The sequence below is a fragment of the Nonomuraea sp. NPDC049419 genome (genome assembly GCF_040676995.1).
Taxonomy (GTDB): domain Bacteria; phylum Actinomycetota; class Actinomycetes; order Streptosporangiales; family Streptosporangiaceae; genus Nonomuraea; species Nonomuraea salmonea.
Map to the genome: position 1 here is coordinate 880068 of NZ_JBFAQB010000002.1, position 26027 is coordinate 906094.

Sequence of the window (26027 nt, forward strand, 5' to 3'; positions counted from 1 at the left end):
GCCCGGACCAGGGCACGAGCCCGATCCCGACGAGTCCGTCCCGGTCAGGAGGTGGCGGCGGCGATCGCGGCGGGAAGGGCGAGGAGCAGGTCGTGGGGCTCCCCGCCCTGCCAGTGCCGGATCAGCGTGGTGCCCGCCTCCCCCGGATCGAACTCCTCGCACCCCAGCGGGCCGAAGCAGCCGGCCTGGTCGAGCATGAGGATGAGGGGATCGTCGTCGGGCAGGGCGGCCGCGTACGCGGCGGCGTCGAGGAGCGCGAGCGCGCACCTGGCGTTTCGCCCCTCGTCCCTGGACTCCACGCGGTCGAGGCGACGCCGGGCTTGAGCACGGAGGTACTCAGCGAGCGATTCTGACCTACTCACGACAAACCTTCTTCGATCACGTACGTACGGCTACGACATCATCACTCAAGGTGAGGCTCTCTCGTGGGACGTTTGCCAACTACGGCCAGTCGGGCCCCCGCGAACATGACTTTTGCGGGGTGGGGGATTATTTGAGGCATGAGTGCGTTCGACGATCTGTATGCCGCCAACGCGACGTTCGCCAAGGAGTTCGGCACCTCCGAACTGACCGGCCGCGCGGCCCGTGGTCTGGCGGTGGTGACCTGCATGGACTCCCGCATCGACCCCCTCGGCCTGCTGGGGCTCAAACCCGGCGACGCCAAGATTCTGCGAAACGCGGGCGCCCGCGTAACGGATGACGTCCTGCGTACTTTGGTGCTGGCCGTTTACCTGCTCGGCGTGGAGCGGGTGCTCGTCATGGCGCACACGGACTGCGGCATGTCGAAGGTGACGGACGACGACGTGCACGACCTCACTCAGACCCACGGGGTGGACACCCGCATGCTGGACTTCCACACCGTCTCCGACCAGGCCGGGGCCATGCGCCACGACCTCACCCGGATCCGCAGCACCCCGTTCCTGCCCCCGGGCATGCCGGTGGCCGGCGCCCTCTACGACGTCCACACCGGCCTGCTGTCCCCCTTCCCGGACTGACGAGCACGCCGACGCCCCCTTACTCACGGCCGCCCACCGCTCGCTGCGGCACCGGACCCGCCGCAGCGAGCCTCCGCGCGTCCGACGCAACACCCGCCTCGCCGTCGGACGCGCTGAAGGGCCCTCAGACGGCCTCAGCGCCTGGATGACGCGCCGAGACGATCAAGGGGGCATGAAGGGATTTTGTGGGCCTGGAAAGCCGCACAGGGCCGCTGAGACCCCGCCAGTCCCTTCAGGCCCTCCCGTTCGAGCCGCGCGACGCGTCATCGGGCGCGCAGGCGCCTCATCGGGACAGCGATGCCGCCCACCCGCCCACCCACCATGACGAGCCGAGGCGAACACCCCTCAGACGCAAAGGAGGGCGAGCGCCAAGGGGCCCCTCGCACACGTTCGCGATGACCATCCGCGGGTGCCGCGCCGCCATGACCGCCGCTTGTCCGTCTCGGGCCGGTCCGCCCCCGCTCACACACCGCGGTCACTCAAGCGGCCCGGCCGCCGTATCGCGCGTGGGCGGTCGGGGCCGGGCCGAAAGCGTGGGTGGTCAGGCGTCGATGTGGTCGCGGTCGACTTCGGCGGCGCTGTTGACGATGAACTCGCGGCGCGGCGCGACCTCGCTGCCCATCAGCAGGTTGAAGATGTGCTCGGCCGCCTCGGCGTCCTCGATGCGGACCCGGCGCAGGATGCGGTGGCGCGGGTCCATGGTGGTCTCGGCCAGCTGGTCGGCGTCCATCTCGCCGAGACCCTTGTAGCGCTGCACCGGGTCCTTCCACCGCTTGCCGCGCCGCTCCAGGTCGCGCAGCACCTTCTGCAGCTCGGCGTCGGAGTAGCAGTAGATGTATTTGTCCTTGCCGCGCCCCGGGTTGGTCAGCTCGATGCGGTGCAGTGGCGGCACCGCGGCGAACACCCGCCCGGCCTCGACCATCGGCCGCATGTAGCGGTGGAAGAGGGTCAGCAGCAGGCAGCGGATGTGGGCGCCGTCGACGTCGGCGTCGGCCATGAGGATGACCTTGCCGTAGCGGGCGGAGTCGATGTCGAACGTGCGGCCCGACCCGGCCCCGACCACCTGGATGATGGCGGCGCACTCGGCGTTTTTGAGCATGTCGCTCACGGACGCCTTCTGGACGTTGAGGATCTTGCCCCGGATCGGCAGCAGCGCCTGGAACTCGGAGTCGCGGGCCAGCTTGGCGGTGCCGAGCGCCGAGTCGCCCTCGACGATGAACAGCTCGCTGCGGTCGACGGCGTCGCTGCGGCAGTCGACCAGCTTGGCCGGCAGCGCGGAGTTTTCCAGCGCGCTCTTGCGGCGCTGGTTGTCGCGGTGCTCGCGGGCCGCGATGCGGGCCTTGGCGGCGGCGACGATCTTCTCCAGCACGGCCCTGAGCGGCTGCTTGTAGCCGCGCGGCGGGTTGGTGAACAGCTCTTTGAGCTCGCGCGAGACCACGTGGGAGACGATGCGGGTGGCGGCGGAGGTGCCGAGCACCTCCTTGGTCTGTCCCTCGAACTGCGGCTCGGGCACCCGGACCGTGACCACGCCGGTCAGGCCCTCGGAGATGTCGTCCTTGGTGACGGGGTCGTCGCCGTTCTTCAGCAGGCGGGTCTCGCGCAGCAGCTCGTTGATCGTACGGACGAGGCCGCGCTCGAAACCGGTGAGGTGGGTGCCGCCCTTGGGCGTGGCGATGACGTTGACGAACGAGCGCACGGTGGACTCGTAGCCCTTGCCCCAGCGGACCGCCACGTCGACCGTCAGCTCGCGCTGGACCTCGGTGGGCGTCATGTGGCCCTGGTCGTCGAGGACCGGCACGGTCTCGTGGAAGTGGCCGACGCCCTGCAGGCGCAGCACGTCGCAGATCGCCTCGTCGCGGGCCAGGAACTCGGTGAACTCGGAGATGCCGCCGTCGAAGCGGAACTCCTCCTCCAGGCGCTCCTCGTGCCGGCTGTCGTAGACGGCCAGGGTCAGGCCGGGGACCAGGAACGCGGTCTGCCGCAGGCGTACGTGGATCTCGTCGAGCGAGACCTCGGCGTCGGGGAGGAAGATCTGCTTGTCGGCCCAGAAGCGCACGCGGGTGCCCGAGACGTTCTTCGGGATCTTGTCGCCGATGCGCAGGCCGGACTTCTTCTTGAACTTGGCGGTGGGTCCATCGCCGTCGAAGACGCCGGGGACCCCGCGCCTGAAGCTGATCTCGTGGATCACCCCGTCACGGTCGACCTCGACGTCGACGCGCGCCGACAGGGCGTTGACCACGGAGGCGCCCACGCCGTGCAGGCCGCCGGAGGCGCCGTAGGAGCCGCCGCCGAACTTGCCGCCCGCGTGGAGCTTGGTGTAGACGAGCTCGACGCCGGCCAGGCCGCTCTTGGGCTCGATGTCGACGGGGATGCCGCGGCCGTTGTCGCGCACCTCGATGGAGCCGTCGGCGTAGAGCTCGACCTCGATGCGGTCACAGTGGCCCGCCAGCGCCTCGTCGACGCCGTTGTCCACGATCTCCCAGAGGCAGTGCATGAGCCCGCGACTGTCGGTGGACCCGATGTACATGCCCGGGCGCTTGCGGACGGCCTCGAGACCCTCAAGCACCGACAGGTGACGAGCCGTGTAACCCGCCTCCACTAGCGTCACTCCAGCTCCCCTGTTCTCGTCATCGAACACGTGTGCGTAGCCTACCGTTCTTCCCCTACGCGCGCGTACAAGCTTGCCATGGTCGCTCGTTTGCCGTTACCAACCGGCTGATCGTCATTACTTTCGGGCACATTCCGCTCTGGGCGTAGAGAGGGGGCGGTTGGGAACGTCCACGTCCGGTTAGATGTTGTTCCAAGTGACTGACGCCAGATCCTCGCTTCGGCGGGGGTGACCCGAAAGGCGATACGTGACTGGAGCTCTCGCCCCCGTTAAGCCGCTGACGGCCCTCGACCGCTGCGACCGCTGCGGCGCCCAGGCCTACATTCGCGCGACCCTGCCTGTGGGTGGGGAGCTGCTGTTCTGCGCCCACCACGGGCGTCAGCACATCGCAGCGCTGCGTGAAAAGGGCGCCGACATCCTGGACGAGTCGGCTCGGCTCAGCGAAACCCCTGCAACCGCCCCCAGCGGTGAGCGCTGATCACAGCGTTCACCGTGTGAGATAACCACATATTGCGAAACGCACGACGGCGACTCCGGGTCCACCCGGAGTCGCCGTCGTGCTTTCATCCGCCCGTGATTCTCCGTCCTCGGGCGGCCGCTCCGGGCTCGCTCCTCGGCGGTGGTCGGCACGGGTGGCGCGGCCCGTGCCCACCAGGTCCTGGTTCGCGGTGACGAAACCACGGGCGTCGCGCTCGTACGCGACGAAGCCCGCCACGTGGTGACTTGAGCGCACGCCGGCCGCTCGGGGCAGGCTCATGCCGCCGTGGCGACATACCGGGGAGCCCGATCGCGGTGATACCGGGGTAGGGGGTGCGGGTCAGAGGGGGGCGGCGCGGTAGTGGTAGCGGTCCGTCGCCGTGAAGCCCTCGCCTCGGTAGAGGGACTGGGCGGCCGCGTTCTGAGCCGTCACCACCAGGTACGCCTCGCCGCCGCCCGCACGGGCGACCAGTGCCCGCAGCACCGTCCTGGCCAGTCCCCTGCGCCGGGCCTCGGGCAGCGTGGCCATGCAGTAGACGCCGAGCATGTCGCCCTGCGGGACGGCCCGGCCGACGGCCAGCGCCCGGCCGCCCTCCTCGTACGCCGCGTACAGGGCCGGCACGCCGGTGCAGATCCGCTCGGCCACGGCGAGCCCGTCGGCGTAGCGGCCGTCCACGGCCCACCAGGTCTCCAGCCAGCCCGGCCAGGGCCGCTCCTCGACCCTGACCTCGGGGGCGGGCTCGCCCTTGGGCGTCCCCGACATGACGACCGTGGGGTCGACCACCTCGTATCCCCGGCGTCCGAGCTCCTCGTCCAGCCCCGGCATGGTGCCAGGGCCCATGGAGAAGAAGCACCGCTGCCCCCGCTCCCGGTAGAAGTCCTCAGCCGCCGAGATCGCCCGGTCCAGGTCGGACGGCCGCTCGAGCGCCAGCACGGAATTGGCTCTCTTGGTGACCCCGCCGGCGTGTCGCAGCAGCCATCCGTCGTACGCCCGCACCTCGAAAGCGGGCCATGCCTCATGAACGAGCAGGTCGACATCCACCCGCGCAGCCTAGCGACCCGAGCCTGGGAAAGGGCCACTGGCCAGGGCCAATAGGGTAGAGGACTGTGCTGATTCTGTTGCCGCCGTCCGAAGGCAAGGCGTCGGAGGGCGACGGCCCGCCCGTGGGCGAGCTGTCCTTCCCCTCCCTCGGCAAGTCCCGCAAGCGGGTGATGACCGCGCTCGTCCGGGCCTCCAAACGCCGCGACGCCCTCGACGTGCTGGGCCTGACGCCGGGCCTCGCGGGCGAGCTGGCCAAGAACATCGCGCTGGCGGCCGCGCCCACCCTGCCCGCCGCCGCCCTCTACACCGGCGTCCTGTACGACAACCTCGGCCTGGCGACCCTGGACGCGGAGGCGCTCGCGCGGGCCGAGGAGTCCGTGCTGATCTTCTCCGGGCTCTGGGGTGCGGTGCGGATCACCGACCGCATCCCGCCCTACCGCCTGTCCATGGGCGTCAACCTGCCGCCGGTCGGCGGTCTGGCGGCCTTCTGGCGTCCGGTGATCTCCAAGGAGCTCGACCGGCTGCCGGGGCTGGTGGTGGATCTCCGCTCGGCCACGTACGCGGGTGCCTGGCAGCCGGGGTCACGCTCGGTGACGGTACGCGTGTTCCGCGACGGCAAGGTCGTCAGCCACATGGCCAAGGCCACCCGCGGCGAGATCGCCCGCGCCCTGCTTCACCAGCCGACGCAGCCGTCCACGCCTGAGGAGCTGGTCAAGACCCTCGACTCCCTCGGCTACACCACACACCTCACGGCTCCCACGAACTCCAAGCGCCCCTGGGTGCTGGACATTCACCTGTAGAAAGTTGGAACCCCAGGAACACCTGAGCTCACCGGAGAAGCCGAAACGCCCCGCCGGAACTCCGGCGGGGCGTTTCGCACAACGAGGTGAGCCCCAGCGAACCAGGGCCCTGATGCGGGTCAGTCCAGGTAGTCGCGCAGGACCTGGGACCTGGACGGGTGGCGCAGCTTCGACATGGTCTTGGACTCGATCTGGCGGATGCGCTCACGGGTGACCCCGTAAACCTTGCCGATCTCGTCCAGCGTCTTGGGCTGGCCGTCCGTGAGACCGAAGCGCATGGACACGACGCCCGCCTCCCGCTCCGACAACGTGTCGAGAACGGAGTGCAGCTGCTCCTGCAGCAGCGTGAAGCTGACGGCGTCGGCCGGCACGATGGCCTCGGAGTCCTCGATGAGGTCACCGAACTCGCTGTCGCCCTCCTCGCCCAGCGGGGTGTGGAGGGAGATGGGCTCGCGGCCGTACTTCTGGACCTCGACGACCTTCTCGGGCGTCATGTCCAGCTCGCGGGCCAGCTCTTCCGGCGTGGGCTCGCGGCCGAGGTCCTGCAGCATCTGCCGCTGGACCCGGGCCAGCTTGTTGATCACTTCGACCATGTGGACCGGGATGCGGATCGTCCGCGCCTGGTCGGCCATGGCACGCGTGATCGCCTGCCGGATCCACCACGTGGCGTAGGTGGAGAACTTGTAGCCCTTGGTGTAGTCGAACTTCTCGACGGCCCTGATGAGGCCCAGGTTGCCTTCCTGGATCAGGTCGAGGAACAGCATGCCGCGCCCGGTGTAGCGCTTGGCCAGCGAGACCACGAGCCGGAGGTTGGCCTCCAGCAGGTGGTTCTTGGCGCGGCGGCCGTCTTCGGCGATCCACTCAAGCTCGGCCTTGACGTCGACGGGGAGCCCCTCGGCCTCGCCACCGCCCAGCTGCTCCTCGGCGAACAGGCCGGCCTCGATGCGCTTGGCCAGCTCGACCTCCTGCTCGGCGTTGAGCAGGGGGACCTTGCCGATCTGCTTGAGGTAGTCCTTGACCGGGTCGGCGGTGGCGCCGGCGGCCGCGACCTGCGCGACCGGGGCGTCATCGTCGTCGTCGGAGAGGATGAGGACTTCTTCCTCGCTCTTCTCCACGGCGACCTCGGCGGCCTTCGGTTCGTCGTCGGACTCGGTGTCGTCGTCGGAGTCGCCCTCGGAGTCGCCTTCGGCCACGATCTCGTCGTCGTCGACGTCGATGTCCTCGAGCTCGTCGAGCACTACGTCGCCGTCGAGCTCGAGGTCCTCGTCGTCGTCGGCGTCGCGCGCGGCGTCGGGCCCCTTGGGCTTGGTCTCGGCAGGCCCAGCGTTCTTCGGCTCGGCCTTCTTGGCGGCGGCGGATGCCGCGGCCTTCTTCGCCGCCGGAGCGGCCTTCTTGGCAGGGGCCGCCTTCTTGGCGGCCGGCTCGGCTTCAGCGGTGCCCACGACCGCGGTCACGGTCTCGGGCTGCTGCTCTTTGGCGGCCGCCGCCGTCTTGGTCTTGACGGGGGCGGCGGTGCGGCGCTTTGCTGGACGAGACTTCTTCGGCGCAGCCGAATCCGCGGCGGTCACCACCACGGTCACGCCCTCTTTGCTGAGGTTCCGCAAGAACGCGGCGGCGTGCGACATGGGGATGTCCGCCTCCTCGAAGGCCTGACGGACATCCTCAGACTCGAGGAAACCCTGCGAGCGCCCACGCTCGAGCAGTCGCTGAATGACGGGCTCGTTCAGCTCTTGTGGCTTCGAGCGAGTCGAACTTGCAGGCGACACGAACACCTCTCGAACGAACGCGTGGCGACAATGGACCCAGATGCCCGCTGGGGGGCTGTTGCCTCTCTCGGAGATCGGTGAGGCCGTGCGGACCGCGACGGACCTGCACAGCATTGTGGCACGACCCCGCGATCCATACGGCCACCTCCCGGCGGTTGACCTCCACCCTAGGCCGACCAAGACAGTAGTGCGTACGTAAGCGGGGCACTGATACCCGAAAGCAACCGTTATGACTGTTTCATTCAGTCACTCTTCGTGGCTGGTGGGACGTGGATTGCGAGCGCGGTAACGTCATCATCCTGTTCATATCCAGACAACATCCGGTCAACCAGGAAGTCCAGCAGCATGTGCGGACTGCTCACCACCTCAGGCGGCGCTTCGGTCACAACACTGCAAAGCTCTGCGAGCCCGGCATCCAGTCCGCGCTTCCTGTTCTCGACGAGACCGTCGGAGTAGAGCACGGCGGTATGGCCGGGCGGCACCACGAACCTGAACTGCCTCCGGCTGGTCGGCCAGCCTAGCGGAGTGCCGGGCTCTGCGTCGCACAGGATCGCCGTGCCCTGCGGAGAGACCAGGACGGGTGGCGGGTGTCCCGCCATGGCCAGCGTGCCCTCGCCGGTGACGGGCTCGACCACCATGTACGCCAGCGTCGTGACCTGCTCTTCTTCCTCGGTCGCGTCGAAGACGCGGTCGAGACCGGTGAGCACGGCCGCGGGCGGCGGGTTGGTCAGCGCCAGCGCCCGCATGGCGTTGCGGATGCGGCCCATGCCGGCCGCGGCCTTGACGCCCTTGCCCATGACGTCGCCGACGACCGCCGCGACCCGCCCGTCCTGCAGCTCGAACGCGTCGTACCAGTCGCCGCCGACCTGGACGTGGCGGCTGCCCGAGCGGAAGCGCTGGGCCAGCACCAAGCCCTTGATCACCGGCAGGCGGTCAGGGAGCAGGCTGCGCTGCAGCGTCTCGGCGGTGCGGTGCTCGCGCTCGAACAGGGTGGCCCGCTCGACGGCGAGCGCGCACTGACCGGCCAGTGCCTCCAGGAAGACGCCGTCCTCCTGGGAGATCTTCTGTGGCCTGGTGAAGGAGAAGCGCAGGGCGCCGAGCGCGCGCCCGGCGGCCAGCAGCGGCAGGCCCACCCAGGCCCGCTCGTCGCCGTGGGCGAGGAACTGGGCCAGCACCTCCTCGTCGCCACCGGCCTCGAGGAGCTGCGCCTTCAGCGACTCGGGCGACTCGGCGAAGACCGGGCGGCGGCTGTTGACCGCCATGGTCATCACGTTGGAGTGGGACAGCGGGATCTCGTCGCCGGTGGCCCCTGACGCCTCGAGGATGCCCTCGCCGTTGATCAGCTTGAGCGCGGCGCGGTCGGTGTCGAGCAGCGCGACGGCCGAGCGGTCGGCGGCCAGCGCGGTGCGGCCCACGTCGATGATGACCTGGACGACCTGCTCGACCGTCAGCGCCTCCGCCAGCATGGCCGTGGCGCCCTGGAGCCGCGCGGTGCGCAGGGCGGCGGCGCCGAGCTGGTCGGTCAGCCTGCCGCGCATCTCCTCGGCCTCGCGCTGCGGCGTGACGTCGGTGTTGGCGCCGACCCACTCCACCACCCTGCCGTGGCGGATGATCGGCACGGCCCGCACCTCGAAGTGGCGGTAGCCGCTCGCCCGGGTGCGCACCCGGTAGTTCCACTCGAACATGGTGCGGCCGCGCAGCGCCTCGCGCCACGCCTCCTCGGTCTGCTGCCGCTCCTCGGGGTGGACGACCTCCAGCCAGCCGTTGGCGAGGTATTCCTCCAGGCCCTGGCCGGTGATGGCGCGCCACTGCGGGGCGTCCTCGACCACGGCGCCGGTGGGCGAGGTGATCCAGACGAGCTGGGACTGCGCCTCGACCAGCGAGCGGTAGCGCTCCTCGCTGCGGCGCAGCGCCTCCTCTGTCTGGCGGCTCTCGGTGACGTCGAGCCCGACCAGGGCGATCGCGCGCAGCTCGCCGGCGTCGTCGTGGACCGGCGAGAACGACAGCGACCAGTGGCGCGTGTCGCCCTCGGCGGAGCGCACGCGGACGCGGCCCTCGGTGACCGGCGCGTCACCCTCGATGACCGCCTGCACGGCGTGCGTGATGATCTGGCTGAGGTCGGCGGACAGCACCTCGACCGGCTGCCTGCCGATCATGCGGTCGGCGGGCACGTTGACGACGTCGCTGAAGACGTCGTTGACCCGCTGGATGCGGCTGTCGGCGTCGAAGAACGCGAAGGCGAACTCGGCCTCCGACAACATGCCCTTGAAGAGGGCGGAGTCTGAGATGTCCACATCCGACTCCCGGGGACGGGGAACGGAGGTCTCGGCGCTCATGGTCCGCACCTCCGTCGCGTGCCAGGGTCTCCCACGCGGCACATCTCCATAACTGTGTATCGGCGTAGCGCAGCTCCGGGCGACCGGATTCTGCAGTACATCATCGACGATGGGCATGTACGGACGGAAGCCCCCGCCGCGGCCCTGTCGCCTTTAGGGTCTACGCATCCTGTCAAAGTCGCTCCACATTGCGCAGCAAGATCAGGTTACAGCGCCAGATCGCCGGGGCGGATCCCGCCACGACCTCTGGGCCCCTACTGGCCCTTGGCCGCGCGCTTGGCCTCCTGTTTGGCCGCCCGCACGCGGGCCAGGCTGTCGGCGTCGACCACGTCGGCCACCGACCGGTACGACCCCTCCTCGCCGTAGAGTCCGGCTGCTTCACGCCAGCCTGATGGCTGGACCCCCAACTGCTTGCCCAGCAATGCCAAAAAGATCTGGGCCTTCTGCTTGCCGTATCCCGGCAGGGCCATGAGTCGTTTCACCAATTCTTGACCGTCGGCGGCGTCGGCCCAGATGTTCTCGGGCCGTCCGTCGTAGTGCTCGACGATATAGGCAGCCAGCTGCTGGATGCGGGCCGCCATGGATTTGGGGTAGCGATGCACGGCCGGCTTGTCCGCGAGCAGGGCGGTGAACGCCTCGGGGTCGCAGGAGGCGACCTCCTGCGCGGTCAGGTCGCGCCCGAGCCGCTCGGAGATCGTGTACGGCCCCGTGAACGCCCATTCCATGGGGATCTGCTGGTCGAGCAGCATGCCGACGAGCAGGGCGAACGGGCTGCGGCCGAGGAGCTCGTTCGCCTCGCTCCGCTGGGCGAGCTGGATGCGCATGGAGACAGCTTTGCATGAAAGCTCACCCGGTGAAGTGAACACAGGCCGCGCGGAGCCTTGACACGCGCCCGAGAAAAGGTGGAATGGGAGCGCAAGTCGCCCTGCAGACATTCCTGGGGGTTTGCCCCTACGGTTCCAGAGGAATCTCACTCCTATGCTCGCTCTGGCCACACGGTTCCTGCGGGAGCCGGTCAGTCTCAGGCTGGCCGAAGAGTTCCTTACCGTGCCCGTGGACACGATCGACCGATGCGTGGCCGACGTGTGCGCGTGCGCGCAGCACCTGGGCATCTCGGCGACACCCGAGATCGTGGAACGCATCGCCCGGGAGCACCTGCTCGCGATCGTCAACTCCGCGCCGCCGCCGCGCGGCATCCGCTGACCCCGGGGCGCCGGCGCACGGCGTCCCGAGACGGCGTGACGAGCGTGAAGTGTCCTGATCGGCGTGTCCGTCTCGTGTCCTTCTCGATGGCCGCCGCCGATAACATCGAGGTCACCGGGCCGTGTTCTCCGCACCGTCCGCGCCCGGAATACGAGAGAGTGAGGGTGTGCGCCGACACCGACGAGATCCCCGGGAGAGCACCCCTCCTGACGACGTGTTCAAGGAGATGGTGCAGGCGGCTCGTGAGTTGCTGGCCGTACGCACTCCCCTCGACGCGGAGCTGATGGTCTCCGACATGATCGGCGCCTGGTGGGGCAGGCGGGTCAGGGGCGGCGACGTCGAGCAGGTGCTCGGCGAAGGGCTGGTCGACTACGCCGCCAAGGCCGGCACCCCGGCCTCGCTCACGCTGCTCATCTGCCTGGCCTACCTCGGCACCGCCCGCCAGGGCGCCAAGGCGGAGGGCGCGGCGCTGGCGATGATGGAGTCGGGGGTGGCGCGCCCCGGCTGGGCCGACCGGGTCGGCGCGGTCAAACCGGCCGGCTGCTACGTCTCCCGCGACGCCTACGGCGACCAGGACACGGTGATCTGCACCTTCGCCTACCGCTGGAACGACAGCGAGCAGCCGATGGACCGCCACGCGCTGGTCCTGGTGGTCGACTACAACATGAGCGGCATGGCCCGCGACGCCTGGGTCTCCTCGCAGGTCGACAAGCTGCTTGAGCAGGCCAGGGCCGAGGCGGCGGGCAATCCGCTGCTGCTGTTCGAGGAGATCGAGCCCGACCAGGCCAGGGCGCTGCTGGAGTCGGCGATGAAGGCCACCAGAGAGCCGAAGACGCCGCCGCCGGTGAGCGACAGCTACAGCGCCTACCACGCCTTCGCCAGGGCCAGGCTCAAGGCGCTGCCGCCGGGACGCAAGCGGCCCGCGCCGCTGCACACCGAGGCCCCCTACAGCAGGGAGCGGCGGGCGATGCTGGCGGCGGAGTTCCTCGCCTCCGACGCCGCTGAGCACCTGTCCGACCCCTCGGCGGCCTCGCGCTGCGCCGACCACATCATCGACTACGGCTGCGACCAGGACTTCAACCGGCCGCTGCGGGTGAGCCCGACCAAGTGCGAGACGTTCCTGCTCGACTGGCTGCCGCGCAAGGTGATGCTGAGCGAGGCGGAGCAGGAGGCGATGCCGCACGTGCTGGCGGCGTGGGTGCGCTTCGCGGCGCGCCGCACGGGGCTGCCCGAACAGGGGCTCAAGGCCACGCTCGACGCGGTGTGGGAGGCGATCGGCAAGTTCCCCGAGGCCTACCGCGACCCGACGACGTTCGGGCTCGACCGGCCGCTGCTGGAGCGGCTGCTGCCGGACGGTGACCTGTCGGCGCTGGCCAGGCGGGCCTTCGCCTTCCCTTATCTGCAGGGCACCCACAACGGCATCGACCTCGACCGGCTCGACCCTGCCGACGCCGCCGACCGCCGTACGTTACTCGAGATCGACCACGGCACCGTGATCGACCAGGAGCACCTGGCCTGGCACGAGGAGATCGCGAGCCGGCTGTGGGACGGCGACCCGCCGCAGCTGTGGGAGGCCGCGCAGCGGCTGCTCGACCTCGGCCACGACCGCCACGACGTGCTCCACGTGCTGATCGAGATCGTCGAGCGGATCGGCGGCCATCCCGACGAGCTGGCGGCGGCGCTCGACGACATCGCGGACATCCCCGACGAGTTCTAGAGTCTTCTTCCATGGCGATGTACCGGCGACTCACCCGTGCTGATCATGCGGGCCGTTACCTGGCGTCGGAGCACACCCAAGGTCCTTGGGATCCGCGCACGCAGCACATGGGGCCGGTCGCCGCGCTGATCGCGCACGAGCTGGCCCAGACCGCGCCGCGCCCGGGGCTGGAGCCGTCCCGGCTGGTGGCCGACGTGTTCGCGCCGGTGCCGGTGGCCGAGCTTGAGGTCACGACCGACGTCGTACGCGACGGCAAGCGGGTGCAGTGCCTGTCGGCCAGCGTGTCGTCGGGCGGCCGCGAATACGTCAGGGCCACGGCCTGGCGCATCCGTACGGAGGAGATGGCCCCGGTGGGCGGGGCCGCCCCGCCCGCTCCCCCGCACCCCGTCGAGCCCGACGGCTCCTGGCTCGCCACCGACTTCGGCTACGGGCGGGCGATGGAGTGGCGGTTCGTCGCGGGCGGTCCCGGTGAGACGGGCCCCGCGACCGCGTGGGGCAGGCTGCGCGTGCCGCTGGTCGAGGGCGAGGAGCCGGCGCCGTTCGAGCGGGTGGCGGTGCTCGCCGACAGCGGCAACGGCATCAGCGCCGCCCTCGGCTTCGACACGCACGTGTTCGTGAACGTCGATCTGACGATCTCGCTGTTCCGCGCGCCGGCGGGCGAATGGGTCTGCATGGACGCGCAGACCGTCGTCGGCCCGTCCGGCCGCGGCCTGACACGGAGCACCCTGTACGACGAGAGCGGCGAGATCGGCGCGGCCACGCAGACGTTGTTCGTCGCGCCGAGGTAGCCCTACCCGCCATGATGGATGCCATGGTGATCGACCTGAACGCTGACCTGGGCGAGGGTTTCGGCATCTGGCGGCTCGGCGACGACCTCGCGCTGCTCGACATCGTCACGAGCGCCAACGTGGCCTGCGGCTTCCACGCGGGCGACCCGGTGACGATCAGGCGCACGTGCGCGGCGGCCGTGGACCGCGGGGTGTCGATCGGGGCGCAGGTGTCCTATCGCGACCTGGCCCACTTCGGGCGCAGGGAGATGGAGGTCGAGCCGGAGGAGCTGTGCGCCGAGGTGCTCTACCAGCTCGCCGCCGTCGACGGCATCGCCAGGGCGATGGGCGGGCGGGTCTCCTACGTCAAGCCGCACGGCGCGCTCTACAACCGGATCTGCCGCGACGAGGAGCAGGCCACGGCGGTGATCGAGGCGGTCGCCGACTACGACCCCGCGCTGCCGGTGCTGACCCTGCCCGGCTCGGTGGTGCACCGGGTGGCGGCGGCCGAGGGGGTGCCGACGGTGAGCGAGGCGTTCGCCGACCGGGCGTACACGCCGGCGGGCATGCTGGTGCCGCGCCGCGAGCCCGGCTCGGTCATCCACGACCCCGGGGCGGTGGCCGCCCGCGCCCGCCAGATGGCCGTGGAAGGCTCTGTGACGGCCGCTGACGGCAGTTCCGTGCCTCTTTCCGCGCGTTCCATCTGCGTCCACGGAGACACGCCTGACGCGGTCAGGCTGGCGCAGGGAGTGCGCGACGCGCTGCTGGCCGCCGGAGTGGTCCTGCAGGCGTTCGCGTGATCCGCACGGCCGGGGAGCACGGGCTGCTCGTGGAGACGGGCTCGCTGGAGCTGTCGCACCGCGTCGACGCGGCGTTGCGCGCGGCGCGGCCGGCGGGCGTCGTGGAGATCGTGCCGGGGCCCGCGACGGTGCTGGTGGTGGCGCCGGGCGCGGATCAGGGGCGGTTGCGGGCGCGGCTCGAGTCGGTCGTACGCGAGGAGAGCGGCAAGACGGCGGCGGGCGAAGGCCGCGAACGGCCTGTCGTGACCATTCCCGTCGTCTACGACGGGGCCGACCTGGAGTCCGTGGCCGAGCTGGCCGGGATCTCCGTGGCGGAGGTGATCGACCGGCACACCGGGCGCGAGCTGGTGGTGGGGTGGCTGGGGTTCGCCCCCGGCTTCGCCTACCTGACCGGGCTCGACCCGGTGCTGGAGATGCCCAGGCTCGACACGCCGCGCACGTCGGTGCCCGCCGGGTCCGTGGCCGTCGCGGGGCCCTACTCGGCGGTCTATCCGACGGCGTCGCCCGGCGGGTGGCGGCTGCTCGGGCGAACGTCGGTGCGGGTGTGGGACGTTTCTGCCGATCCGCCGTCGCTGTTCAGGCCGGGCACGCGGGTGCGGTTCGAGGCCGCATGATCGAGGTCGTGGCGCCGGGTCCCTACGCGACCGTCCAGGATCTCGGGCGGCCGGGGTTCGCGCATCTGGGCGTGCCGTGCTCGGGCGCGGCCGACGCTTCCGCGTTGAAGCTGGCCAACCGGCTGGTCGGCAACACCGAGTGGCAGGCCGGGATCGAGCTGACGTTCGGCGGGGCGCGGCTGCGGTTCACGGACGCGGCCTGGGTGGCGGTGACGGGGGCGCCGCTGGAGGTGCGGGTGGCGGGCGCCTCCGGGGTGCGGCCCGGCATGGGGGCGCCGTTCTGGGTGCCCGCCGGAGCCGAGCTGAGCTTCGGGACGCCCGAGACAGGGCTGCGTACGTACGTGGCGGTGCGCGGCGGCATCGCGGTCGAGCCGGTGCTCGGCAGCAGGTCGACCGACTCGCTGTCCGGGCTCGGGCCCCCGCCGCTGCGGGCCGGCGACACGCTGCCGGTCGGCCTGGCCGACGGGCTGATCACCGTGGACCAGGCGCCGCTGCCGGGGCCGCGGCCCGCCGCGCTGCGGGTGGTGCCGGGGCCGCGCGACGACTGGTTCGCGGGCGGCGCGCTGGAGGTGCTGTGCGGGCGGCCGTACGAGGTGAGCCAGGACAGCAACCGCGTCGGCGTGCGACTGCGCGGACCCGAGCTGGCGCGGGCCAGGGAGGGCGAGCTGCCCAGTGAGGGCATGGTGACCGGGGCCGTGCAGGTGCCGCCGAGCGGGCAGCCGATCGTCTTCCTCGCCGACCACCCGCCCACCGGCGGCTACCCGGTGATCGCGGTCGTGCTGGACGCCGACCTGCCGGTGGCCGCCCAGCTGCGGCCAGGCGACCAGGTCCGCTTCACGCTCGCCCAGGGCCGCAGCGGCCGCGCCGGCACATGAGGCCGAGCCGGCCCAAGACACCGATCGTCACCACGCCGGGGCCCGCGCAGAAGCTCGGCCGCCCGGCCGGCCCGTGACGCACACGGCGCTCAGCGGTTGAGCGTGCCCGTGACGCAGGTCGTGACCGCGCCGCCGACCCAGATCCGGCCCTCGGCGTCGGTGGAGACGTGCACGCGGCCCCGCCTGCCGATCACGGTGCCCTGCGAGGCGACGTAGGGGGCGCTCGCCCGGCCGGTGCGCAGCAGCCACTGGGCGAGCGCGGCGTTCAGGCTGCCGGTCACGGGGTCCTCGACGGTGGCGCCGTTCTGCGGGAAGAACGCCCGCACCTCGAACGCGCACTCCGACCCCTCGGGGTAGGGACCCACCACGCCGATGTCCTCCGGCACCGTGCCGGGGCGCAGCGCCAGCACCTGCTCGGCGTCCGCCAGCAGCACCCCGATCCAGTGGGGGCCGTTGGCGGCCCACTCGGCGGCCACGATGTCGGCGCGCTCGATGCCGAGCGCGGCGGCCACCCGCCCGAGCAGTTCCTCGTCCACCGGTCCCGAGCGGATCAGCGGCGGCGCCTCGAAGGCCAGGCCGTCACCGGTGACGCGCAGCGGCACGAGCCCGGCCCCGCACTCCTGCACCACCTCGCCCTCCGTGCGCGGCACGCCGCCCGACTCCAGCCAGGCGTGGCAGGAGCCCAGCGTGGGATGCCCGGCGAAGGGCAGCTCCCGGTCGGGGGTGAAGATGCGCACCCGGTAGTCGGCCTCCCCGCTGGTGGGCGGCAGCAGGAAGGTGGTCTCCGACAGGTTCGTCCATCGGGCGAAGCGCTGCATCTCCTCCGTGCTCAGCCCGTCGGCGTCGATGACGACCGCGAGCGCGTTGCCGAGGTACGGAGTGGCGGCGAAGACGTCGACCTGCGTGAATCTGCGAGACATACCCCGGAGTCTCCCAGAGGGGTCTTTTCCGCCGCACGGGCGACCCCGCAGACTGGACGGCGTGGCGGACTTCGATGTGGTGGTCCTGGGCTCGGGACCGGGCGGGCAGAAGGCGGCGATCGCGGCCGCGAAACTCGGCAAGCGTGTGGCGGTGATCGAGAAGCGGAACATGATCGGCGGCGTGTGCATCAACACGGGCACGATCCCGTCGAAGACGCTGCGCGAGGCCGTCCTCTATCTGACGGGGCTCAACCAGCGGGAGCTGTACGGCGCCAGCTACCGCGTCAAGGACGAGATCACGGTCACCGACCTCGGCATGCGCACCCAGCACGTGATCGGCCGCGAGATCCAGGTGATCCGCGCGCAGCTGGCCCGCAACCACGTGACGGTGCTGCAGGGCACCGGCCGCTTCCTCGACCCGTACACGATCGGCATCACCGGCGAGGACCAGGACGAGAAGAAGGTCACCGCCGACAAGATCGTGATCGCGACGGGCACCTCGCCGGCCCGCCCGGCGAGCGTCGAGTTCGACGACAAGACCGTGATCGACTCCGACGCGATCCTGCGGCTCGACCGGGTGCCCGAGACGCTGGTCGTCGTGGGCGCCGGGGTGATCGGCATCGAGTACGCCTCCATGTTCGCCGCGCTCGGCACCAAGGTGACCGTGATCGAGCGGCGCGAGCGCATGCTGGAGTTCTGCGACCTGGAGATCGTCGAGGCGCTGAAGTACCACCTGCGCGACCTGGCGGTCACCTTCCGGTTCGGCGAGAGCGTGGCGGCCGTCGAGCGCCGCCCGCGCGGCGCGCTGACCCTGCTGGAGAGCGGCAAGATCATTCCGGCCGACTGCGTCATGTACTCGGCCGGCCGCCAGGGCAAGACCGCCGAGCTGTGCCTGGAGGCCGCCGGCCTGTCCGCCGACGACCGCGGGCGGATCAAGGTGGACGAGAACTTCGCCACCGAGGTGCCCCACATCTACGCCGTCGGCGACGTGATCGGCTTCCCCGCGCTGGCCGCCACCTCGATGGAGCAGGGCAGGCTGGCCGCGCAGCACGCCTGCGGCGAGCCGTCGGGCGACCTGGCCGAGCTGCCGCCCATCGGCATCTACACCATTCCCGAGATCAGCTTCGTCGGCCGCTCGGAGGACGAGCTGACCCGCGACAAGGTGCCGTTCGAGGTGGGCATCTCGCGCTACCGGGAGCTGGCCAGGGGGCAGATCATCGGCGACTCGTACGGCATGCTCAAGCTGCTGGTGTCCTCCGAGGACCGGCGGCTGCTCGGGGTGCACGTGTTCGGCACGGGCGCCACCGAGCTGGTGCACATCGGGCAGACCGTCATGGGATGCGGCGGCACGGTCGACTACCTGGTCAACGCGGTGTTCAACTATCCGACGCTGGCGGAGTCGTACAAGGTGGCGGCGCTGGACGCGATGAACAAGATGCGCACCGTCGCCCGGCTCACCGCGGACCTTTGAGCCCTGTCAGTCGGTGGAGGGGCGGCGGTTGCGCGGTGCGGGCTTCTTGCGGCCCGCCACCAGCGTGTCTCCCGGCGCGGTCGTGACCTCCTCGCCGTTGCCCGGCTCCTTGGCCGTGGTACGCGGCTTCGGGTGGGGCGCGGTGTCCTCGGACGAAGAGGGAGCCTGCTCCGTCTTCGGGGCCGGTTCGGCGGGTTTCTCGGGTTTCTCCTCTGGCTCCTTGAGCGCGGCGATCACCTGATCGGCCTCGGTGTCGGCGGCGAACTCGTCGGCCGCCTGCGACTCCCTGCGCCTGATGACGACCATGTGATCGACCGACACGCGGCCCGCGCCGACGACGGCGAGCAGCAGGCTGGCCGCGCCGAGGAGGATGAGCTCGTTCAGGCTGATGGGGTTGAGCGGGGGCGCGACCAGGAAGACGGCCAGCGCCTCGGCGAAGAGGATCAGCCCCGTGATGGAGACCGCGAGCCCGGCGATGAGCAGCGCGCCGCCGATGAGCTCGGCGAGCATGGTGACCGTGGCCCAGGCGCCGGGAGCGGGGGCGCCCTGTTCCAGGAACTTCGCCCCGGTGATCTTCAGGCCGTCTTCGAGCTTGGCCCAGCCGTTGGCGAAGAAGATCCCGCCCACGCCTAACCGGGCGACGAGGGCGGCAAGATCACGTAGGGACTGTTTCACGGTAGTTGTCTGCCCTGATCGGGACATGGCACACCTCAATCACGGCTGAGCAGCATGGCCACCACGACGGCGGTCAGGCTGAGCAGGACGACGCTCACGACCACGGTCGTGTGCAGGGCGTTGACGAAGGCCCACCGGGCGGCGTCGAGCAGCGCGCCGCCGGTCTGGCCGCCGAGCTGGTTCGCGACGTGGGCGGCCGAGGCGAGCGACTGGCGGGCCTCGTCCATGCCGCCCGCGGGCACGCCGGGGACGGACGGGAGCCCGGGGGCGTAGACGATGGCGGTGATCGTGCCGAGCACCGCCACGCCGAGTCCGGCGCCCAGCTCGTACGCGGTCTCCTCGATCGCCGCCGCGCCACCCGCCTGCGACTCGGGGGCGGCGGCCATGATCGTGTCGGACGCGGCGAGCAGCGCCACCTGCACGCCGAAGCCGATGCCCACGAAGCAGCACGCGAGCATCACGGGATGCCCCTCGACGCCCCAGGTCAGCGTGGGGGTCAGGGAGAACGCGACGAGGCCGAGCCCGCCGCTCATCGTGGCCCGCATGCCGATCCTGGGCAGGATGTGGGCGGCGGCGAGACCGCCCGCGATGGCCGAGGCGACCAGGGGCAGCATGCGCAGCGCCGCGCGCACCGGGCTGTCGCCGAGCACGAGCTGCAGGTATTGGGCGAGCATGAGCTGCAGCCCGACCAGCGCGAACACGCCGAGCAGCACGCCGGTGACGCCGGTCGTGAACGACCGCCGCCGGAACAGGCCGACCTCCAGGAACGGCTCGCGCAGCCGCGTCTGGCGGCGGACGAACGCCACCAGCAACCCCACCCCGGAGAAGAACACCAGCACCGAGGCCCACAGCGGCATGAGGCTGCCGGAGCCGGCCTCCTTCAGGCCGAAGGCCAGCGCCAGGATGCCGAGCACCGACAGGATCGCGCTGGCGACGTCCCATGGCCGGTCGGGGCGCTCGCGCGACTCGGGCAGCAGGCGTACGGCAGCGGGCAGCAGCACCAGCAGGATCGGCACGTTGATGAGGAAGACCGCGCCCCACCAGAGGCCGACGAGCACGCCGCCGATGAGCGGCCCGACGGCGGCGCCGGCGGCGGCGACCGCGCTCCAGACGCCGAGCGCGATGGCCCGTTCGCGCCGGTCGGTGAAGACCTGGCGGATCAGCGACAGCGTGGCCGGCATGATCATCGCGCCGCCCACGCCGAGCAGCGCCCTGGCGAGGATGAGCGTCAGCGGCGTGGGGGCGAACGCGGCCCCGGCCGAGGCCACCCCGAACAGTACGAAACCGCACAGCACCAGCCGCTTGCGACCGTATTTGTCGCCCAGCGTGCCGAACATGATCAGCAGGGGCGCGACGACCAGCGAGTAGATGTCGATGATCCACAGGAGCTGCACCGCGGAGGGTTCGAGCGCGGCCGTGAGCGCGGGCACCGCGATGTGCAGAACGGTCGCGTCGACCGTGATGAGCAGCAGGCTCAGACAGAGCAGCACCAGGATGGACCAGCGGCGGTCACGAGGATCCCGGTCGGCGACGCGGACGAGGGGTGCGGCCTGTGTGACGGTCATGGGCCTCCTTGCAGGCCGATCCGAAATCACAGGGCCCGCACGTGCTGGTGATCGACCGGGGGCGGAAGCGCGGTGGGGTGTCCTGGCTCCGGCGCTCCGGCTTGCGTGGCAGCTTAGGCCATGTCAGGCACTTGTCATAGCGGTATCGGACGATCCACGGCCGGCCCCGACCTCTCTAGAGAGATACAGCCATATGTCGGCATCTATCCATCGATCGGATCGGAGCCGATCATGGTACGTGTGGGGACCGACGGACGTGACACCACCACCCATCCCTCCGACCGGTCCTCCCGCGAATGGTGCGAAGAGGCCGTGACCAGGCTGAACGCCGGCCGCCCCGAGTCAGCACTCGAAGCCGCCAAGAACGCCGCCGACCGCGAGCCAGGCGCCGAGTGGCCGTACCGGCTCATCAGCCTCGCCCACGAGCGGCTCGGCCGCGACGCCGACGCCCTGCCCGCCGCCGAGCGGGCCGTGGAACTCTCGCGCGGCTCGTGGCCCGCCCGGCTGCGCCTGGCCGCGGTGCTGCGCCGGGTTCCCGGCCGCTGGCAGGAGGCCGTGGAGCACGCGGTCCTGGCCGGGAAGTTCGCGCCCGAGCAGCCGGGGCCCGCGGTCATGCTGGGCGACCTCGCGCTGCTGCGCGGCGAGCACCTACGCGCGGCGCGCTCGTACCGGGCGGCGCTCGCGCTCGACCCCGATGACCCGCAGGCCCGCGTCAACCTGGGCCTGGCCCTGCTGCGGTGGGATCCGCCGCGCGCGCACCACGACCCGGCCTGGCCGGTCGGACCGCGCGAGACAGGGCGGGCCAGGCGGGCGCTGGAGGTCTGGTCGCGCCAGGTCAGGCTGCTGCTCGCGGTGGCCACGGCGGCCGTCGCGGCGTGCGCGCTGCTGCTGGGCTGGGGGGCGCAGGCGCGGCTCGGCGGGTTCGCGGTGCTGGCGCTGCTGGTACCGCTCACCGTCAGGCAGGCGCGGCGGGTGGCGGTCTGGTCGTACGCGAAGGCGATGCTGCGCCGGGACCCCTGGCTCGGGGGGTCGGTGGTGTCGGCGGCCCTGGCGGTGCCGGCGTTCGCGGCCTGGCTGCTGCTGGGCGCCGTGCCGGCTTTGCCGCGGGCCTTCGACCCGGTGTGGGCGGGGCTGGCCGGTTATGTGGTGCTGAGCTGGCCGGCGCTGGCGGGCGTACGGGCGCTGGCGGAGACGTGGCGGGGGCGTCCGCTGCCCGCGCTGGCCGAGACGCTGCCCGCGCGGGCGGCCGAGCGCTCGGCCAGGCGGAACGCCGGCGTGCTGCTGTGGATCGTGCTCGGCAGGACGTGGTCGGTGCTGGTGACGCTGGTGGCCGGGGCGCTGGTGGTGGAGCCGCGGGCGGTGGTGGCCGCCGTCGCGGTGCCGTACCCGCTGGTGCGGGCGTATCTGCGGGCGCGTGGGCACGGCGACAGGGCGCTGGCCGTCGCGTCGGCGCTGGTGGTGCTGGGCGCGGTGGCGTGCGCGGCGGGCGGGCTGCTGGGGCAGGCGTGGCGCGCCGGGCTGGGCGCGCTGCTCGCGGCGGCGGCGGTGTTCGCGGGACGCGCGCTGCTCGCCTGGTGGCGCGGCGGCCCCGGCCCGTGGCGCTCCTCGATGCTCATGTGCGACCTGCCGATGGGCGCGGAGCCGTCGGTCCCGCTCGACTCCGACGTCCGCCAGACCTTCTCCTACGCCCGCAGCATCGTCCTGTCGTACGGCGACGCGCTCGGGCCCCGCGTCGCCGGCGCGGTGGCGACCGTCACCTCGGCCGGCGAGCTGCGGCTGATCGCCGAGACCGAGGCGTGGCAGGCCATCGAGGACGACCCGCGCGTGGCGGTGTTCGCCGCGGACCCGTTGCAGCGGCGGTTCTGGGTGGAGGTGCGCGGTGTGGCGCAGGCCGACTCCGACGTGCTGTGGGTGACGCCCAAGCAGGTGCTCGTCGGCGAGTTCCCCGGGCGGCACCAGCGCCGCTGAGTAGAATGTTGTTCTATGCGGATTCTGCGCACCCCCGAAGAGCGCTTCGCCGGACTGCCCGGCTTCCCCTACGAGCCGCACTACGCCGAGGTCGGCGACGGGCTGCGGATGGCGTACGTCGAGGCGGGCCCGGCCGACGGCGAGCCCGTCGTCCTGCTGCACGGCGAGCCGAGCTGGTCCTTCCTCTACCGGCACGTCATTCCCGAGCTGACCGCGGCGGGGCTGCGCGTCATCGCGCCCGACCTGATCGGGTTCGGCCGCTCCGACAAGCCAGCCGAGCAGACCGGCCACAGCTACGCCAGGCACGTCGAGTGGACCAGGGCCCTGCTGTTCGACGCGCTCGGCCTGACCGGCGTGACGATCGCCGGCCAGGACTGGGGCGGCCTCATCGGGCTGCGCATCGCCGCCGAGCACCCCGGCCGGGTGGCGCGGATCGTCGCGGCCAACACGGGCTTGCCGACGGGTGACATTCCCATGCCCGAGGTGTGGCACCGGTTCAGGGACGCGGTGCGCAAGGCGCCGGTGCTGGACATCGCCCGGCTGATACAGGCGGGCTGCACGACCACGCTGGCGCCCGAGGTGCGGGCGGCCTACGACGCGCCGTTTCCTGACGAGTCCTACAAGGCGGGGCCGCGCGCCATGCCCGGTCTCGTGCCCAACACGCCCGACGACCCCGCGGCGCCCGCCAACCGCGCTGCCTGGGAGATCCTCACCACGCTCGACCGGCCGGTGCTGGTGGCCTTCTCCGACGGCGACCCGATCACCGGCGGCATGGCGCCCGTGCTCAAGAAGTCGCTGCGCGGCGCCGCGGGCCTGCGGCATCCCGAGATCAAAGGCGCGGGGCACTTCCTGCAAGAGGACGCGGGCGCGGAGCTCGGCCGCCGGATAGCCCTTTTCGTGACCTCCACCTAGCGTGTCAGGACCGCCCAACTGTCGGCCTGGTGCGGTATAACCGGGGGCGGACCGGGGAGGCGTGATGCGTGAGTCCGGCAGGACCCAGACCGCGGGGAGGGCCGCGGCGCGGGATCTGTTCGAAAAGGTTCGGCTGCGTTATTTCCAGATTCCCCCGGCCGTGCGCCGGGTCCTCTACGCGGTCGTGCTCGTGGCCGCCATGGGCGTGGGCGCGGCACTCGGCTGGGACCTTCTCCAGACCTTCCCCCTGGTGCTGCTGCTGCTCGCCTTCGTGGCGCTGACCATGCGCTTCCCCAGGGCCGCCGCGACCGCGCTGGTCGTCGCGGGCTGGGTGGTGCTGGCGCTGCCGCTCTTCGCGACGCTGTTCCCTCCCGGCGCCATGACCGTGCACCTCATGGTCGCGCTGTCGCTGCCGGTCGCCGGCGCCGCCCACCTGATCCGCTGGGTGACGCCGTGGCTGACCACGCTGACGGCGCTCGCCCCCGCGGGGGTGCTCGCCGCCGCGATCTCCCCCGTGTCCGATGCCGTCGCGGTCTGGGTCGCGTACGCCGCCGCCGCGGCCGTGCTCGTGCAGCGGTTCCTGGTGGCCCGCCGGGTCAAGGCCGAGGCCGCCGCCGCGGAAGAGCAGCAGGTACGCGTCAGGGTGCGCGAGGGCCGCCCCGAGTCGCCCCAGGACAAGCAGGGCGCCCCGCCGCAGATCTCCGTCGAGGAGGCGCTCGGCGAGCTGGAGAGCATGATCGGCCTGCAGCCGGTCAAAGAGCAGGTGCGCTCGATCGCCGCCTCCATCGAGGCCGGCCGCCTGCGCGCGGAGGCCGGCTACACCACCGGCCGCCCCACCAGGCACTTCGTCTTCGTCGGTCCGCCCGGCACCGGCAAGACCAGCGTCGCCCGCGCGCTCGCCAAGATTTTCTACGCGTTCGGCCTGCTGGAGACCCCCTACGTCGTCGAGGCGCAGCGGGCCGACCTGGTGGGCGAGTTCCTGGGCGCGACCGCGATCAAGACCAACGAGCTGGTCGACCGGGCGCTCGGCGGCGTGCTGTTCATCGACGAGGCGTACGGGCTGGTCAACTCCTCCGACGGCCAGCCCGACCGGTTCGGCGCCGAGGCCGTGCAGACCCTGCTCAAGCGGGCCGAGGACGACCGCGACCGGCTGATCATCATCCTGGCCGGCTACGAGCAGGAGATGAGCGCGTTCCTGTCCAGCAACCCCGGGCTGGCCAGCAGGTTCGCCACCCGGGTCCGCTTCCCCGGCTACTCCCCCGCCGAGCTGGTCGAGGTCACCGAGCTGCTGCAGCGCCGCAGGGGCGACACGATGGCGCCCGAGACCCGGCGCGCGCTGCTCGGGCTCTACGAGGACGTCCACCGCCGCGGCCTGGTCGACGAGCTGGGCAACGCCCGCTTCGCGCGCAGCCTGGTCGAGGCCGCCGCGCAGGCCCGCGACGTGCGCGTGGTGGGCGCCGGCGGCACCCCGACCACGCACGACCTCGTCACCACCACCACGCCCGACGTCACCAAGGCGTTCGACGAGCTGACCGCCCGCTTCCGCGGCTACGTCGCCACGCCCACGCTGGAGGAGGCGCTCGCCGACCTCGACAGGATGGCCGGGCTCGCCCCGGTCAAGCGGCAGGTGCACGCCATCGCCGCCCAGCTCCAGGTGGCCAGGATGCGCCAGGAGCGCGGCCTGCCCACGCCGCAGCAGATGCGCCACTTCGTCTTCACCGGCCCGCCCGGCACCGGCAAGACCACGGTCGCCCGCGTGCTCGGCCGCGTCTTCGCCGCGCTCGGCCTGCTGGCCAGGCCCGACGTCGTCGAGGCGCACCGCGCCGACCTGGTCGGCCAGCACCTCGGCGCGACCGCGATCAAGACCAACGAGCTCGTCGACCGGGCGCTCGGCGGCGTGCTGTTCATCGACGAGGCCTACAGCCTGGTCAACCCCGGCTACCAGGGCGGCGACGCGTTCGGCGCCGAGGCCGTGCAGACCCTGCTCAAGCGGGCCGAGGACGACCGCGACCGGCTCGTCATCGTGCTGGCCGGCTACGAGCGCGAGATGGACGCCTTCCTCGCCACCAACCCCGGCCTGGCCAGCCGCTTCAACCAGCGCGTCGCCTTCCCCAGCTACTCGCCCGCCGAGCTTTCGCAGATCGCGGTGCTGCTGGCCGAGAAGTCCGGCGACACCTTCGACGACGAGGCGCTGAGCAGGCTCGACGAGGTGTTCGCCTGGGTGTGCGAGGAGCGGCTGATCGACGGGCTGGGCAACGGCCGCTTCGCGCGTTCGCTGTTCGAGCGCGCGGCCATGCGCCGCGACGTGCGGCTGGCCGCCCACGCGGCGCGCGGCGGCTCGGCCAGCGCGGCCGACCTCACCACGATCACCAGCGAGGACGTCCGCACGGCGGTGGATGAGCTGGCCGGACGCTGAGAGCCGGGCGCTGACTTTCTTTGACGCATGAGGTGCGCCGCGCCCCTCACATCGTGTAGCTATATGACTACGATGGGCCACATTCGGTGGCGTGTCGTAT

At 71.6% G+C, this 26027-nt stretch carries 22 protein-coding genes; 13 read left to right on the plus strand and 9 right to left on the minus strand.

Annotation, left to right across the window (positions count from 1 at the left end):
* Positions 1-44: 44 nt before the first annotated feature.
* On the minus strand, positions 45-362 hold the full coding sequence (locus AB0K12_RS09325) for a hypothetical protein (RefSeq protein WP_364557301.1): 318 nt from the start codon (positions 360-362) through the stop codon (positions 45-47).
* A 138-nt stretch (positions 363-500) separates the two neighbouring features.
* Here AB0K12_RS09325 and AB0K12_RS09330 point away from each other — a divergent pair, with 138 nt between their 5' ends.
* The gene (locus AB0K12_RS09330) at positions 501-995 is read left to right on the plus strand and encodes a carbonic anhydrase (RefSeq protein ID WP_364557304.1); all 495 of its coding nucleotides are present in this window, start codon (positions 501-503) and stop codon (positions 993-995) included.
* A 541-nt stretch (positions 996-1536) separates the two neighbouring features.
* Here the strand turns inward: AB0K12_RS09330 and AB0K12_RS09335 are convergent.
* A complete protein-coding gene (locus AB0K12_RS09335; RefSeq protein WP_364557306.1) occupies positions 1537-3603 on the minus strand; it encodes a DNA topoisomerase IV subunit B in 2067 nt (688 codons plus the stop codon).
* 247 nt (positions 3604-3850) lie between these two features.
* On the opposite strand from AB0K12_RS09335, the gene AB0K12_RS09340 reads away from it, so the two are divergent.
* On the plus strand, positions 3851-4081 hold the full coding sequence (locus AB0K12_RS09340; protein ID WP_364557309.1) for a hypothetical protein: 231 nt from the start codon (positions 3851-3853) through the stop codon (positions 4079-4081).
* Positions 4082-4420: 339 nt separating this feature from the next.
* Here the strand turns inward: AB0K12_RS09340 and AB0K12_RS09345 are convergent, their stop codons facing one another.
* A complete protein-coding gene (locus AB0K12_RS09345; RefSeq protein WP_364557312.1) occupies positions 4421-5122 on the minus strand; it encodes a GNAT family N-acetyltransferase in 702 nt (233 codons plus the stop codon).
* A gap of 65 nt (positions 5123-5187) precedes the next feature.
* Between AB0K12_RS09345 and AB0K12_RS09350 the strand changes: the two genes are divergently transcribed.
* Positions 5188-5922: a peroxide stress protein YaaA gene (locus AB0K12_RS09350; protein WP_364557315.1), complete on the plus strand. Its 735-nt coding sequence runs from the start codon at positions 5188-5190 to the stop codon at positions 5920-5922.
* A 119-nt stretch (positions 5923-6041) separates the two neighbouring features.
* Here the strand turns inward: AB0K12_RS09350 and AB0K12_RS09355 are convergent, their stop codons facing one another.
* The 3 genes from AB0K12_RS09355 to AB0K12_RS09365 form a co-directional block, all read right to left on the minus strand.
* Positions 6042-7688, minus strand: coding sequence for an RNA polymerase sigma factor (locus AB0K12_RS09355; protein ID WP_364557317.1), 1647 nt, complete (start codon positions 7686-7688; stop codon positions 6042-6044).
* A 242-nt stretch (positions 7689-7930) separates the two neighbouring features.
* Positions 7931-10024 carry a SpoIIE family protein phosphatase gene (locus AB0K12_RS09360; protein WP_355413117.1) on the minus strand — a complete coding sequence of 698 codons (2094 nt, stop codon included), beginning with the start codon at positions 10022-10024 and terminating at the stop codon, positions 7931-7933.
* 254 nt (positions 10025-10278) lie between these two features.
* A complete protein-coding gene (locus AB0K12_RS09365) occupies positions 10279-10848 on the minus strand; it encodes an HhH-GPD-type base excision DNA repair protein (RefSeq protein ID WP_364557321.1) in 570 nt (189 codons plus the stop codon).
* Positions 10849-11002: 154 nt separating this feature from the next.
* Between AB0K12_RS09365 and AB0K12_RS09370 the strand changes: the two genes are divergently transcribed.
* The 6 genes from AB0K12_RS09370 (at position 11003) to AB0K12_RS09395 (ending at position 16000) form a co-directional block, all read left to right on the plus strand.
* On the plus strand, positions 11003-11227 hold the full coding sequence (locus tag AB0K12_RS09370; protein WP_106250249.1) for a hypothetical protein: 225 nt from the start codon (positions 11003-11005) through the stop codon (positions 11225-11227).
* A gap of 226 nt (positions 11228-11453) precedes the next feature.
* Positions 11454-12944, plus strand: coding sequence for a hypothetical protein (locus tag AB0K12_RS09375; protein WP_364364486.1), 1491 nt, complete (start codon positions 11454-11456; stop codon positions 12942-12944).
* Positions 12945-12955: 11 nt separating this feature from the next.
* Complete coding sequence (locus AB0K12_RS09380; RefSeq protein WP_364557324.1) at positions 12956-13732, plus strand: thioesterase family protein; 777 nt, start codon at positions 12956-12958, stop codon at positions 13730-13732.
* Between the two features lie 23 nt (positions 13733-13755).
* Complete coding sequence (locus tag AB0K12_RS09385; protein ID WP_364557327.1) at positions 13756-14511, plus strand: 5-oxoprolinase subunit PxpA; 756 nt, start codon at positions 13756-13758, stop codon at positions 14509-14511.
* On the plus strand, positions 14508-15125 hold the full coding sequence (locus AB0K12_RS09390; protein WP_364557330.1) for an allophanate hydrolase subunit 1: 618 nt from the start codon (positions 14508-14510) through the stop codon (positions 15123-15125). The genes AB0K12_RS09385 and AB0K12_RS09390 overlap by 4 nt, the downstream gene beginning before the upstream one ends.
* Positions 15122-16000: a biotin-dependent carboxyltransferase family protein gene (locus AB0K12_RS09395; RefSeq protein WP_364557333.1), complete on the plus strand. Its 879-nt coding sequence runs from the start codon at positions 15122-15124 to the stop codon at positions 15998-16000. The genes AB0K12_RS09390 and AB0K12_RS09395 overlap by 4 nt, the downstream gene beginning before the upstream one ends.
* Before the next feature lie 89 nt (positions 16001-16089).
* Here AB0K12_RS09395 and AB0K12_RS09400 read toward each other — a convergent pair whose 3' ends face one another.
* Positions 16090-16920 (minus strand): PhzF family phenazine biosynthesis protein, encoded by an 831-nt coding sequence (locus AB0K12_RS09400; protein ID WP_364557336.1) that lies wholly within the window; start codon positions 16918-16920, stop codon positions 16090-16092.
* Positions 16921-16981: 61 nt separating this feature from the next.
* On the opposite strand from AB0K12_RS09400, the gene sthA reads away from it, so the two are divergent.
* Positions 16982-18391 (plus strand): Si-specific NAD(P)(+) transhydrogenase, encoded by a 1410-nt coding sequence (gene sthA, locus AB0K12_RS09405; RefSeq protein ID WP_364557339.1) that lies wholly within the window; start codon positions 16982-16984, stop codon positions 18389-18391.
* A 6-nt stretch (positions 18392-18397) separates the two neighbouring features.
* Here sthA and AB0K12_RS09410 read toward each other — a convergent pair whose 3' ends face one another.
* Positions 18398-19066 carry a DoxX family protein gene (locus AB0K12_RS09410; RefSeq protein WP_364557342.1) on the minus strand — a complete coding sequence of 223 codons (669 nt, stop codon included), beginning with the start codon at positions 19064-19066 and terminating at the stop codon, positions 18398-18400.
* Positions 19067-19101: 35 nt separating this feature from the next.
* Entirely contained in the window at positions 19102-20631 is a 1530-nt protein-coding gene (locus tag AB0K12_RS09415) for an MFS transporter (protein WP_364557345.1), read from the minus strand.
* Positions 20632-20862: 231 nt separating this feature from the next.
* Between AB0K12_RS09415 and AB0K12_RS09420 the strand changes: the two genes are divergently transcribed.
* The 3 genes from AB0K12_RS09420 to AB0K12_RS09430 all read left to right on the plus strand — a co-directional run bounded on the left by AB0K12_RS09420 (position 20863) and on the right by AB0K12_RS09430 (position 25927).
* Positions 20863-22599, plus strand: a complete 1737-nt coding sequence (locus tag AB0K12_RS09420) for a tetratricopeptide repeat protein (protein WP_364557348.1) — start codon at positions 20863-20865, stop codon at positions 22597-22599.
* Between the two features lie 15 nt (positions 22600-22614).
* Positions 22615-23511 (plus strand): haloalkane dehalogenase, encoded by an 897-nt coding sequence (locus AB0K12_RS09425; protein WP_364557350.1) that lies wholly within the window; start codon positions 22615-22617, stop codon positions 23509-23511.
* 64 nt (positions 23512-23575) lie between these two features.
* Positions 23576-25927 carry an AAA family ATPase gene (locus tag AB0K12_RS09430; protein WP_364557353.1) on the plus strand — a complete coding sequence of 784 codons (2352 nt, stop codon included), beginning with the start codon at positions 23576-23578 and terminating at the stop codon, positions 25925-25927.
* The last annotated feature ends 100 nt before the right edge of the window (positions 25928-26027 follow it).

Excerpts from the sequence above, each read along its gene's own strand:
- AB0K12_RS09385 (WP_364557327.1), top strand. The coding sequence starts at position 13,756 with ATGGTGATCGACCTGAACGCTGACCTGGGCGAGGGTTTCGGCATCTGG.
- AB0K12_RS09430 (WP_364557353.1), top strand. The coding sequence starts at position 23,576 with ATGCGTGAGTCCGGCAGGACCCAGACCGCGGGGAGGGCCGCGGCGCGG.
- AB0K12_RS09330 (WP_364557304.1), top strand. The coding sequence starts at position 501 with ATGAGTGCGTTCGACGATCTGTATGCCGCCAACGCGACGTTCGCCAAG.
- AB0K12_RS09420 (WP_364557348.1), top strand. The coding sequence starts at position 20,863 with ATGGTACGTGTGGGGACCGACGGACGTGACACCACCACCCATCCCTCC.
- AB0K12_RS09375 (WP_364364486.1), top strand. The coding sequence starts at position 11,454 with ATGGTGCAGGCGGCTCGTGAGTTGCTGGCCGTACGCACTCCCCTCGAC.
- AB0K12_RS09395 (WP_364557333.1), top strand. The coding sequence starts at position 15,122 with ATGATCGAGGTCGTGGCGCCGGGTCCCTACGCGACCGTCCAGGATCTC.
- AB0K12_RS09360 (WP_355413117.1), bottom strand. The coding sequence starts at position 10,024 with ATGAGCGCCGAGACCTCCGTTCCCCGTCCCCGGGAGTCGGATGTGGAC.
- AB0K12_RS09415 (WP_364557345.1), bottom strand. The coding sequence starts at position 20,631 with ATGACCGTCACACAGGCCGCACCCCTCGTCCGCGTCGCCGACCGGGAT.
- AB0K12_RS09380 (WP_364557324.1), top strand. The coding sequence starts at position 12,956 with ATGGCGATGTACCGGCGACTCACCCGTGCTGATCATGCGGGCCGTTAC.
- AB0K12_RS09365 (WP_364557321.1), bottom strand. The coding sequence starts at position 10,848 with ATGCGCATCCAGCTCGCCCAGCGGAGCGAGGCGAACGAGCTCCTCGGC.
- AB0K12_RS09400 (WP_364557336.1), bottom strand. The coding sequence starts at position 16,920 with ATGTCTCGCAGATTCACGCAGGTCGACGTCTTCGCCGCCACTCCGTAC.
- AB0K12_RS09425 (WP_364557350.1), top strand. The coding sequence starts at position 22,615 with ATGCGGATTCTGCGCACCCCCGAAGAGCGCTTCGCCGGACTGCCCGGC.
- AB0K12_RS09370 (WP_106250249.1), top strand. The coding sequence starts at position 11,003 with ATGCTCGCTCTGGCCACACGGTTCCTGCGGGAGCCGGTCAGTCTCAGG.